Raw genomic sequence first — 12,786 nt, forward strand, 5'->3', positions numbered from 1 at the left:
CCGGCCGTGACGAACAGCAATCTCGTTCGCCAGGCAGTGGTGCTTGCCGGCGGGCTTGGCACGCGGCTTGGAACATTGACCGAGATTACGCCCAAGCCATTGCTGCCGATCGGCGGGCGGCCATTCATCGCATATCTGATCGACTGGCTGGCGCGAAGCGGCGCGGAAGACATCATCGTTTCGACGGGCTACTTGCCGGAAAAGTTCGCCGAACTGTTCCGCACCGCCGCGTGGCGCGATCCCTATGGCAAGCCGGTGCGCGTCACTGAGGCACGCGAAACCATCCGTGCGGGAACGGCAGGGGCGCTCGCCCTGATGGCGGAGCGCCTCGACGAACGGTTCCTGCTGGTCAATGGCGATACGTTCTTTGATTGCGACCTGCCGAGCGTCATCGGTGATGCTGATCGCCTGCAACCGGGCGCCATGCTCATGACGGTCCGAGTGGTGGAGGATGCGGGTCGTTACGGGCGTATCGAAATTGGCGATCAAGGTGGGATTCTGAGTTTCTCCCAGAAGGGGGAGCAGGGGCCGGGATCCATCAACGCAGGGATAAGCATTCTCAATAGATCGGTGGTCGACATGATCGAAGCTGTCCCCTGCTCGCTGGAACAGGACATCTATCCGCGCCTCGCTCAGGCCGGACGGCTGATCGCGGCCGAACGCTCCGGCTACTTCATTGATATCGGGCTGCCCGAAACCTACGGGCTCGCGCAAGCGGAGCTGCCGACCAGATGCACGAAGCCGGCCGCATTTTTCGACCGCGACGGCGTGTTGAATGTCGACCATGGCTACACTGGCCGCGTCGAGGCTCTCGAATTCATCGAAGGGGCGATCGAGGCCGTCAAGGCTGCGCGATGCGCCGGGTATCTGACTGTGGTCGTCACGAATCAAGCTGGCGTTGCGAAGGGCCACTATGACGAGGCGGCCGTTGAAGCATTTCACCGAGAAATGAATGGGCGTATGAGGGAACAGGGCGCCTGGATAGACGCGTTCTACTACTGTCCATATCATCCGGACGCCGTCATCGAAGCGTATCGTGGTTGTCATCCGGATCGGAAACCCGAACCAGGTATGATCAACACGGCGATCCGAGATCTCAATATCGACAAATCGCGCTCATTCCTGGTCGGCGACAGGGAAACGGATTTGGAGGCGGCAAAACAGGCTGGAATCCAAGGCTATCTGTACACGTCAGGGCGAGTGGACGCGATTGTCGGAGCCGCCTTAGCGAAATGCTAAACGAGACCTGTCGCGGCAAGTTCGGCGCCACTCGCTGGATCTGCTATCGAGAACGCGGCAAGGCTGGCACTCGGCAAAATAAGTCGGAGCTCACCGAAGAAGGTCGACCAAGACTATGAAAACAACTCCTGCGGAACGCGCTGCCCAAAGTCAGGCAAATCTGAGGGACAGAACCGAAACGCTGACGGTCCATCGCGTCCTGCAGCGGGCGCTTGGCATCGCGCTCGCAGCGCCCGACACGCTGGTTTCGGACGTCATCAGCTGGCACGGCCATATTCCATTCGCCCAGGCGCTGGTGGCCATTGCCCAGCCTCGTCTCTTTGTCGAACTCGGTGTTCACAAGGGCGATTCATATTTGGCGATGGTCGATGCCATGTCGAGGTACAGCGTCGAGGGGCGTGCCCTCGCCATAGACAGCTGGCTTGGGGACGACCATGCCGGCCGCTATGACGGCGATGCCATTTTGAGCGAACTCGCCCGGCGAAACGCACCCTTCGCTGGTTTTTCGCGACTGATGCGCAAGACGTTCGATGAAGCTGTTCATGATTTCGATGACGGAACCATCGATCTCCTGCATATTGACGGCCTGCACACTTACGAAGCTGTCCGTCATGATTTCGAGAGTTGGCAGCCAAAGTTGTCCGACCGGAGCATCGTGCTTTTCCACGACGTTACGGTCCGCGGTGATGACTTTGGCGTCTATCGCTATTGGGAGGAGATCAGCGCAGGACGACTAAGCCTCACTTTTCCGCACAGCAACGGGCTGGGTGTGCTTTGGACAGGTGGGAATAATATTAGCGAAGTGCGTGAACTAATAGAACTGCTGGGGAAATCGAAAGAGAGTGGGATTTCGCCACTTACCCTGTTCACGGCGATCGGCGATGCCTTTGCAGGGCGCATCGCAACACGGGTTCTCAGCAAGATGTACTATGCTAAGGATGCGGAAGCGCAGGGCATTCAGAGCGCCTCATTGGCGGAGATCGAGCGTCTTAATGCCGAGATCATCGCAATCCGGCGAGAGGGACAGGGAGCTCTCGACCACCTCCACGCGCAGGAAGCCGAGTTGCGGGAAGGCCTTGCGCGTGCCACCGGCGATACATTCCGCCTCCAGGAGGAGAACAGCGCTTTAGACAAGGCAATCGTCGAAAGCCGCACGGCTTACGCCGAAGCAAGCGTCGCATTGCGACGCGCAGTCGATCGGAGGGACGCGCTTGCCGGCGAACTCAAGGCTGCAGAAAACCTTCGAGAGCATGCAGCAGCCGAAGCCGAGGCCCTACGGGCTGCTTTAACGGATGGTCGCCAGTCTCAAGCAGCTTGTGCAAACGCCACCGTCAAAGAGGAGTTAGCGAATGCGCTCGAGCGGATGGAAATTCTTTTCGGTGAACTCGCTGCGGCCGAAGAACGCCGGGTCGATGTGGAGACCAGAGCCGCAGCTGAACAGGAGACGCTGCGGACTGCACTGACGGAAAGTCGAGCGGCGCATGCGGCAGCCATAGCCGAACTGGAGGCACGCAGACGGAATTCCCTCGGAGGGGTCATTCGGAACGCCATGGCGCCGCTGCGTCAGGGAAGCCTGAAACTGGCAAGGACAGCCGGGCGGACGGCATTCACCATGCTACCGCTTCCGCAGGATACGCGCACTCGGTTGAAATACCGGCTAATCACGCGTTTCGGCGGCCTGCTCGGGGTCGGGGTGGGCCATAGGACATATGATATTTCCAACTCGGCCCAAGTTGCGCTTCAGTACCATTCTGAGCGCTATCTCGATATTGCCCGCACCGCGACAGGTAAGCCGTCGAATTTGCCGGGACGCAGCGTCTCGATAATCATACCGGTTTACAATCAAATCGAATATACATTGCGGTGCATTGCGTCGGTCGCTCGAAACAGCACTGAAATCGAGTACCAGATCATCGTCGTTGACGACTGTTCGTCCGACGAAACACCAAGTGAACTTTCGCGACGCCGCGACATCGTGTTCATTCGTAATCGACAGAATCTCGGCTTCATAGGTTCGTGCAATGCCGGCTTGGCAAGGGCTACCAAGAATTACGTCGTCTACCTCAACAACGACACGGAAGTCGGTCCAGGTTGGCTCTCGGCATTGGTGAACACGTTCGAACTCAACGACAATGTGGGATTGGTGGGCTCGAAACTGATCTATCCCGACGGACGCCTCCAAGAGGCAGGTGGGATTATCTGGGATGATTTTTCTGGCTGGAACTGGGGCCGGATGCAGGATCCGGAAGACCCCCGGTACAACTACGTTCGACACGCGGACTATTGCTCGGGTGCCGCGCTGATGCTGCCGCGATCACTGGCAAATGCTCTCGGTGGATTCGATCCGCATTTCACCCCAGCCTATGGCGAAGACTCCGATCTGGCGTTCAAAATCAGATCGCTTGGATTGTCCGTCCTTTACCAGCCCCTTTCTCAGGTCATTCACTACGAGGGCATTTCCTCCGGCACCGACGTTACAAAGGGTGTCAAAGCCTATCAGGTCGCCAACGCCGAGAAGCTCGCCAAGCGCTGGGCGCCGGTTCTTTCGCACCAAGGTCCGAACGGGGTGAACGCCGACATTGTGACGGATCGTGGAAGGCTCGGGCGGATACTCGTCATCGACCAGATCACACCGCAACCGGATCACGACGCCGGCTCGATTACGGCGCTCGAGTTGATGCGCGCGCTGCGCGACTTCGGGTACAAGATCACCTTCACCCCCTGCTCTAATTTCACGAACATCCCAAACTACACCGATACGCTCGCCGCTCTCGGTATCGAATCGGTACTCTACCCCTGGACAGGTACTGTACGGGAACATCTTGAGCGGGTCGGCAGACACTACGACGCGGTCGTCATATTCCGCCTGAACTCGGCCTGCGAACATATCGAAACAGTGCGCGAACTCGCACCGCAGGCCAAGCTAATCTTTCATACCAGCGACCTACATTTCCTGCGCGAAGAGCGGGCTCAACAGATCGACAACCCCAACATCCCGGAGCAGCGCGGCGCGGCAAGCCAGACCAAGGCAGCCGAGTTGGATATCATTGGAAAGAGTAGCCTCACCATCGTCCATTCGCTGTTTGAGCGCGACTTGCTCGCACAGATCGCTCCGGACAAGCCGGTTGTCGTATTTCCATGGATCTATGAACCTCGCGGCGCTGGCAACTCCCCAAGGAAGCGGGATGACCTTGTCTTCCTTGGCGGCTATCGACACTATCCCAACGTCGATGCCGTCAGCTATTTCGCGAAGGAGGTACTGCCCATATTGCTGCCCCGCAACCCGGATCTGGTTTTTCATGCGGTCGGCAGCAACCCACCGCCGGAAATGGCGCAGCTTGCCACTCCGAACCTGCGCATTGACGGCTTCATTGAGGACATCTCGCCGGTCCTTTGGGGCGCCCGGATGATGGTGGCCCCGCTACGCTACGGCGCGGGTCTGAAAGGTAAGATCGTGACAGCCATGGCCCACGGCCTGCCGGTGATCACCACCTCGGTCGGCGCAGAGGGAATGGGCCTTGCCGACGGCGTGGACGTCCTTGTTGCCGACGAACCGGAATCGATGGCCGCGGCCATTGAGAGGCTGAATTCCGATGATGAACTCTGGAACTCCCTAAGCAAGGCAGGGCTCGACTACGTGGCTCGGACTACGTCCCGCCGGGTCGGCTACGCCATCGTCAGGGACATACTCGACAAATTGGGCCTTCCCCACGTCGCTCGCAATTTGCATCTCACGTCCGAGCACCAATACTGCGGGGCGTTCGGGTCCCCAGATGCCCTCTTCGATGCCAGGAAACTGCTCGCGGCAGCGGCGGATGGAAAGCCGACCGGTGGCCTGCTGCTCGTGCCTCCAGCGCTGCGCGACACCCGGGTGGACGGCTGGCGTGTAGAGCCCGCAGCGCAGGCCGGCGCGCCCGCGGACCGCGTGGTGGCCATCGTTGACAGCACAAGCGATGCCCAAGTCGTGGAGGTTGCCCGGGTTCTGCCCCGGGTGGTTGCAGAAGGAGGAAGCGCTACGATTGTTTTCGCCCCGCCGCGCTTGGTCGCCACCGCCGATGGCTACTGCGTAAGGCAGCCTTTCCAAGACGTAGACTTGGCCACTACGATCCAGCCAGTCCAAGAGCGCCACCAGAAGCATTTATCGGTTCTCGGTGGCACGGTCGGCTGGCGGGCGGACGCAACAATGCTCGGCTTTCCCGCAATGATGATGGCAGATTGGCGACCCTGACACATTTTACGCATCGGGTTAGGCACCGGCCACCCGGTCCTAACCCGATACGCTGGCGATAACCGCAAGACCACGGTATGCGATACAAGGCGACGGGCTGGGGACTGGACTCTAAACAGGTGGTCGGTGACGGATGTTATTCGGTCTCGCGCCACGACAGTGTCCACATCCTTGCGCCTGGAGTGCAGTACTAACGCAAGACCACCTTATTGATGCGATGAAGTGTCTCTGCAATCGTTACGTTTTGAGGCCTGTCGTCAAAATTTATCTTGGTGGCGACAAAATAGTTTTGTCAGTTCGAGAGCGTTTGACCGGCTTCGTCGTGAGAGATTCCACCCGGCCGCTTTTGAGCGTCAGTCTTTTTGTGCATACGCTCTCGATAAGGCTCTCATTGTGGCTCGCCAGAACGATGATGCCGGCCCTTTCCGCGAGCTCGTCCATGCGCCTTTTGGCCTTGTCCTGGAAAGAGGCGTCGCCGGCGCCAATCCACTCATCCATCAACAGAATCTCGGGATCAAGCGCGGTCGCTGCCGAGAAGGCAAGCCGCGCGGCCATGCCCTGGCTGTAGGCCTTGAATGGCAAATCGATGAAGTCCCCCAATTCACTGAAGGCGATGATGTCCTCCATCTTCTCTTCGATCTCGGCTTCCGTCCATCCGCTGATCAATCCGCGCAGGACGATATTCCGGCGCCCGGTGGCCTCCCGACGAAAACCTATATTGATGTTGAAGAGAGCGTCGACCTTGCCTTCGATCGCGATGCTTCCCCCGGATGGTTCGTAGATGCCGTAGAGCACTTTGAGAAGGGTGGTCTTGCCGGCGCCATTCGGGCCGACAAGGCCCAATCGGTCGCCCGCCTTGAGTTCGAAACTGACGCCGTCGAGCGCCTGCACAAACTGCTTTCTCCCCGAGCCTTCAATTCTACCCCCAGGGCCACTCACGCGCTTGTCTGGCGCGGAAAGCGTCAGCTTCTCGTGCAGCTTGTAAACAAGGCTAACATTGTTCAGTTTGATAGAAATCATTGAGAACTCAGATGAGAAAGACGACTTGTTTGCGGTACAGGCCAAGCAGCAGCAATGCAATCAGCCATGTAAGCAACGATGCGATGATGGTTACAACAAAGGCATGAGTTGGAAATTCTCCATTTATGATTGGCAGGCGGACAATTTCCAGGAAATAGGTGAACGGGTTCCATTCATAGGCGTATTTTTGGATGGGGTCCTGGCCATTGTTCATCCAGAAGACGGGTGTGAAGAACATGCCGACGCGCAGCAAATTGCCGACTATGAACTGGCTGTCAGGGAAGAAGGTCCCAAGAAACGCGAAGACGGTGGTAAGGGCGGGCGTGACGAACAGGATCAGGAGCAATCCTGCCAGTGACCACAGCCATGGAGTGCCGATCGGGGAGCCGCTCAAGACGAGAATGAACACGCAACCCGCGATTGCATAGCCTGCTCTGATGACAGACTGCAATGCCAATCGCATCACATACACGAACAAAGGCAGCGTCGTGCCTTCGATGAAGCTCTCTTCGCGTTGAAAGAGCGCCACGCTCGTGGACATGACTTCCATCAGATAGAACCATACCAGAAGGCCTATCGCGACATACGCGGAATAACCGGCGGCATCCTTGCCGACAGGCTGGAACACGAAAACGAACGTGCCCACGAAAGCGACGTAGTTGACCAGAAGCCAAAGCGGGCCGAGCGTCGTGCGCCTGTGCTGATCGCCGATGTCCTCATGGGCAAGCGCGATCCAGACCCTGTGCAACTTCATAGCCTTGCTGATGTCGTCGACGGCGCCGTTAAATACTGCAATCATGGCTGATGGTATCGCATTTTCTGTTTCTGGGCTTCATGGCTTTCCGATGGCTGTGATGGAGCCGCCAAGGATCTCTTCACACTGATTGCGACACACATATGGCAACGCGCTGCGTCGTAGTGAAACTGCCATCGATTCGCAAAGCGAACATTCGGGATATGCAGTACGATCTCCCGTTCATTACCAACCAGGCGAAGTTCGCCGCCGATCCAAAGTACATCACGATGTCGGGTCTGCGGTCGGTCATCCGACGAGAGTCGCAGACTGCGGCGGCAAATCGACGAGTTGGTTGATAACACATGCTTGAGGCCTACCGTTGCAGAAAGCCAGGCGCTGGTCAGCGCGCTGCGCGTCCCTATCAGGCATTCGCAATCCCGTTTGACCTGCCGGACGGCAGGGGAAAAGTGCCACTCGGTCTGTCCAATGTCGAGGCTGAGGACTGGCAGACCTGCCGGTTTCCGAGGATGACGAAGGGCCCAGGGCCTACACCGAGATCGTTCGCGAATAGGGCTAAGGGTTGTTTGCGTGCAATAATGGATGACAGGCGCGATGCTGTTCGCCTCATGCGACCGGCGTTTCCTGGTTGCCGCTCCACAAGTGTGCAGGCCTCGACGGCATCCACACCAGCGGCGGCGGTTATACCTGACATGTCGGACGCACGGGGGCTGGGGGTAGGGGCGGAAAGGCTGCTTGTAACCTGTGCTGACTTTTCCGGCTTGGCGCTCCATCGTACACAGTGGGATGGATTGGAGCGGTACGTGCGGCGTTTCAATAAATTTCGTCCATAACACACCCCGGCAAGTTGCTTCATCGTCGGCTCCAACAGCGCTCATCGCGACTTTAACTTGCGAAGCGACGTTTGATGCGATCGACCACCGCTCGTACTGGGGCGGATGCGCGCCAGGTCGTGCTGGACGTCATGGCGGCGACGCGGGCTTCCGCGTCGCGGCTCGCCTTTTGCATGCGCTCGATCTCCTCGACGAGCTGCGAATTGTCCGAGCGCAGGCCCTCCAATTCGGCATGGATTTTGGGCGAGTGCACCTTGGCTATGTGAGACCATAGCTGCCGTCGCGATAGGTCCAGGAAAGTCTTGCGGTCCAATGCGTGAGGCTGGAGCCGATCCCGGACCGCAGACGCGAGCCTGCCGAGGCCCAGTACGGCCACGGTGTCAGGAAGGAATACCGTCTCGTGCGTGATGCCGAGATGGTCGAGAAAGCGCTCCGCATTGAGAATCGCGTCCGCGATCAGGTTGGCGTCGTGGAACGCAACGATACAGTCCTGCTCCATGAGCGGCAAAACGCCGACAAAGTCCGAAAAACAGGCCGTGTCCGTGTGCTCTCCGTCGATCAGAGCGAGCGTAGCCTTGCGATCGACCGCCTCGGGACGTACGTCGGAGACGTCGCTGTCAATCGTGGTAAGTTTGGCCATTGCGGCGGGAAGAATCCAATCCGACAGCACGGCGATCATTCGGGCCGCTGAGTTTTCAGGGTAGTGAAAAACCTGTGAGCGTTCGTCAGGCTGCGCCATGGGCCGCGGATCAACCGATATCGCTGCCTCGCAGGCCGGATCAATCAGGTGCGGGAAGAGGCTTCCGCCGATATGCGAGCCGACCTCAAGGTACACATAGTGGCCGAATACCGATCGAGCGAAGTTCTGGACACGAAGGAAACTCTTGCGGTCACTGAGGGTGCTCTCGGTCTTGACCTGGAAAACGGCAATATCCAGCGTCTCGATCATGCCCATCGCTTGTTCGGCGGTTGGCATTGGGGTGGCTCCTTGGGCAATTGGTTGCGACTTGCTTGCGCGGCACTTTGGACAGGCCGTCGCGAATTGATGGTCGTTCCGTTGCACTTTGGCCGGATATCCGCAACAGCTTATTTCGATATGGAATCGTGATGTACTGAAAGGTCGATTGTGAACCGCCTCTATACAGATCTCCTGATCAAGATCATTGCCAATACCATCTACGGCTCCGGTTCGCAGGTGATTGATCCGACGAAAGTCGGAGAGGCGACGCCCTTCAATCGCGAGGATCGCCTCCTGGGTCGCGATTGGCCGGCGATTGCTCATTCAATGGCGGGTGTGAAACGTTTGACGAATGTGCGTGACCTCGTCCAGCGAGCCATTGATGAGAACGTGCCTGGGGATTTCATTGAGACTGGCGTCTGGCGTGGTGGCTGCTGCATCCTCATGAGGGGAGTCCTGGCCGCCAATGAGGTCAAGGACAGGAAGGTTTACGTCGCCGACTCATTCGACGGTTTGCCACCGCCGGACGCCGAGAATTTTCCGGCTGACCGGGGAGGCAGGCTGCACGAATATCGCCAGTTGGCGATTGATCAGGCACAGGTTGAATCCAACTTTGCCGCCTACGACCTTTTGGATGACCAGGTGATCTTCGTCAAAGGCCTGTTCGGTGACACCTTGCCCAGCCTGAGGGCCGGTCCATTCGCCCTGTTCCGGCTGGACGGCGATATGTATGAGTCGACGACGGACAGCCTTGAAGCGCTTTATCCGAGGCTGTCGCCCGGCGGTTTCGCGATCATAGATGACCTTGCTGTTCCGCCATGCCGGCAGGCAGTCGAGGATTACCGCGCTCGTAACCGCATCAAAGCGGAAATCCATGAGATAGACTGGACCGGCGGTTGGTGGCAGAAGCCGATTGCCGGCAACTGACCCACGGAAGCGCTATGAAACAGAACTACGTGTCCGTCGTTGTTGTCGCTTACAACATCGCCCGAGAACTGCCCCGAACCTTGCTTTCGCTCGCATCGCGCTATCAGCAACGCGTGACGACGGACGACTACGAGGTCATTGTCGTCGACAACGGATCATCGCCTGCGGTTGGTGGGAGCCTGGTCGCGGAATATGGGCCGAACTTTCGCCTGCTGCGCATCAATGACGCGTCACCCTCGCCTGCGGCTGCCGTCAATCTCGGGATAAAGGAGGCGAGGGGAGACAAGATCGGCGTGATGATCGACGGCGCACGGATGGCGACGCCCGGGTTGGTGCATTTCGCTCGCATCGGGTTGGACATGGCTCCGACGGCAGTCGTGGCCGCGCCTGGCTGGTATCTTGGAAGCGACATCCAGGGGAACGCGTCTGGGAATGGCTATACCCGGGCCATCGAGGATTCGCTTTTGCAATCGATCCGATGGCCAGAAGATGGGTATCGATTGTTCGAGATCGGGACGATGGATGAGTCGTCGGTCGATCCGTGGTTCTCGCCGATAGCCGAAGCGAATGTCCTCTTCATGAGCCGGAAGGGTTGGCAGGCGATCGACGGCATGGATGAGCGCTTCAGCTGTCGGGGGGGCGGCCTGGTCAACCTCGACACGCTCGAACGTGCGATGAAGCTGTCGCAAGCACAGCTCATCCTCACTCTGGGAGAGGCTACATTTCACCAACTGCATGGCGGGGTGTCCACCAACGCAAGCGTCGACCAGCAGCGCAAGAACTGGATCGTCTGGAAGGCAGAAAGGGATGCGTTGAGGGGGGCAGGCGAGTTTACCTTTCACACCCCCTCGGCATTCGTGGGTTCGCTGCCTTCATCGCTTCTGCCGCACCTTGCCCGGGCGACAATTGCAAACCCATTCAGGGTCGCTCCAGCCACCGCCGCAGGCTTCAGGGCGCATTTGAGGCCGCCAGAAGAATGCGTGCCGGCGAACCAGACAGCGGCTACGCTGGTCGAGTTGGCCAAGGGTCAGTTTCAGTCGGGGCACTATCAGACGGCGGCAGACATCCTTCGCATGGCAAGCACGCATGCACCCGCCGAGCTTGCTGCGTCGCGACTTCTTTCTTCTGCCGGCATTCTTGCCCGACACGATCCAGTTCGAAACGCCGCCTATTTTACTGGGATCGGTGATGCGTACTTTGCCATCGGCGACAACGAAAGGGCTGAAGTCCAATACCGCAAAGCATTGGACCTCAACCCGGATACTGTGGGGGCCCATGTCGGCCTGGCCAGCACACGGATGGCCGGGCCTTTCTATTACGACTGGCTGGAGCGTCTTTACTCGGAGCTGGAACCCGCTGTCGTGGTAGAGATAGGCGTCTGTGACGGCGTATCGCTCTCCAAGATCAAGCCTCCGGCTCTTGCAATCGGGATCGATCCCAATCCACGCGCCACGATGGCACTCAGCGCAGAAACGCACATTTTTCCAGAGACGAGTGACACCTTTTTTGATCGCGGCGGAGCGGATGCATTGCTAGCCGGCCGCCCGTTGGGTGTAGGGTTCATTGACGGTCTTCACACGTTCGACCAGGCATTGCGCGATTTTGCGAACCTCGAGCACTACTGCGACCCTGGCTCGGTTTTGCTCGTGCACGACACTGTTCCCCTGGACGACACGACGCAAAAGGTTCCGCGGACAACGCAATTCCACACCGGCGATGTCTGGAAAATGGTTCCGGCGCTCAAGGCGCTTCGCCCTGATCTCGACGTGTTTACCATTGCAACGCCTTGGACCGGGCTCACCGTGGTATCCGGCTTTGGCAAGCGTAGATACGATCCTTCGTGGATTGTCCAAGCGGGAGAACGCTTTGCAGACATGGAATATACCGAGATCGCGGCAAATCTTGGGGAAGCGCTTTGCCTGGTTGCAAACGAATGGGAGCCGGTGTTTGCGCGGCTCAGGACCAACCTCGTCCATAAAGGGAGGAGACAGCCACAATCAGAGCAGCTGGCGGTGGCAAAGTCCGACGCCAAGGAGGCTACGATGGGCGGGTTCTTGCATCAGTACTTTTTGAACAACAGCGGCAAAGAGATCTACAAATGGTTGCACTATTTCGACGTTTACGAACGTCACTTCGAAAGGTTCAGAAATCGAAGGCCGGTCGTCGTTGAAGTCGGCGTCTATAAGGGAGGATCGCTCGAGATGTGGCGAGCCTATTTCGGCGAGGGCGCGCGAATTGTTGGAATCGATATCGATCCTGCATGCAAGGCGCACGAGTCCGGAGGGGTGGAGGTCTTCGTTGGAAGCCAGGATGACACTCAACTCCTCGATCGGATCGTCGAGAAGTATGGTTCCATCGACATCGTCATCGATGACGGCAGTCACATGATGGATCATGTCATTGCGACATTTGAGCATCTCTACCATCATGTGCAGCCGAACGGCGTTTACTTGGTCGAGGACACGCATACGAGCTATTGGGAGGACTATGGTGGCGGGCTCCGCAGGCCCGGGTCGTTCATGGAATTTGCCAAGGGAAAGCTCGACGAAATCAACGCTCATCACGCGCGCGGCGCAATGCCGGCGAACGCCTTCACCCATGCAACAGACTCAATCTGTGTCTATGACAGTATTGTTGTCTTTGAAAAACGGCCGCAGGGCAAACGTCAGTCTCTCATGACAGGACAGGGGTAGGTCGAGTTCCGGCCATGCTGGTGTTCCCTCGGTTCTCACGTCGCCACGCCAATTTATCGATTCTGGCTTCGCGTTTTCGAGGGTCACTTCCCGAGAGCGCAAGGTTAGAACTTCTCATACCCCGCCGAAGCCGC

General features: G+C 58.3%; 7 protein-coding genes. 4 read left to right on the forward strand and 3 right to left on the reverse strand.

What is annotated here, in order from left to right:
• The first annotated feature begins 6 nt into the window (after positions 1-6).
• Together ACYHH6_RS15575 and ACYHH6_RS15580 are read left to right on the forward strand one after the other, a co-directional pair.
• The gene (locus tag ACYHH6_RS15575; protein ID WP_352584712.1) at positions 7-1,239 is read left to right on the forward strand and encodes an HAD-IIIA family hydrolase; all 1,233 of its coding nucleotides are present in this window, start codon (positions 7-9) and stop codon (positions 1,237-1,239) included.
• A gap of 115 nt (positions 1,240-1,354) precedes the next feature.
• Complete coding sequence (locus tag ACYHH6_RS15580; protein ID WP_352584714.1) at positions 1,355-5,467, forward strand: glycosyltransferase; 4,113 nt, start codon at positions 1,355-1,357, stop codon at positions 5,465-5,467.
• Positions 5,468-5,731: 264 nt separating this feature from the next.
• Here the strand turns inward: ACYHH6_RS15580 and ACYHH6_RS15585 are convergent, their stop codons facing one another.
• The 3 genes from ACYHH6_RS15585 to ACYHH6_RS15595 form a co-directional block, all read right to left on the reverse strand.
• Positions 5,732-6,487 (reverse strand): ABC transporter ATP-binding protein, encoded by a 756-nt coding sequence (locus tag ACYHH6_RS15585; protein WP_352584716.1) that lies wholly within the window; start codon positions 6,485-6,487, stop codon positions 5,732-5,734.
• 7 nt (positions 6,488-6,494) lie between these two features.
• A complete protein-coding gene (locus ACYHH6_RS15590) occupies positions 6,495-7,286 on the reverse strand; it encodes an ABC transporter permease (RefSeq protein ID WP_352584718.1) in 792 nt (263 codons plus the stop codon).
• A gap of 840 nt (positions 7,287-8,126) precedes the next feature.
• Complete coding sequence (locus ACYHH6_RS15595; protein ID WP_352584720.1) at positions 8,127-9,050, reverse strand: class I SAM-dependent methyltransferase; 924 nt, start codon at positions 9,048-9,050, stop codon at positions 8,127-8,129.
• Positions 9,051-9,200: 150 nt separating this feature from the next.
• Between ACYHH6_RS15595 and ACYHH6_RS15600 the strand changes: the two genes are divergently transcribed.
• Both ACYHH6_RS15600 and ACYHH6_RS15605 read left to right on the forward strand, forming a co-directional pair.
• Entirely contained in the window at positions 9,201-9,959 is a 759-nt protein-coding gene (locus tag ACYHH6_RS15600; protein WP_352584722.1) for a TylF/MycF/NovP-related O-methyltransferase, read from the forward strand.
• Between the two features lie 14 nt (positions 9,960-9,973).
• The gene (locus ACYHH6_RS15605; RefSeq protein WP_352584724.1) at positions 9,974-12,652 is read left to right on the forward strand and encodes a class I SAM-dependent methyltransferase; all 2,679 of its coding nucleotides are present in this window, start codon (positions 9,974-9,976) and stop codon (positions 12,650-12,652) included.
• Positions 12,653-12,786 lie beyond the last annotated feature (134 nt).

The sequence above is a fragment of the Mesorhizobium sp. P171375 genome (genome assembly GCF_057786075.1).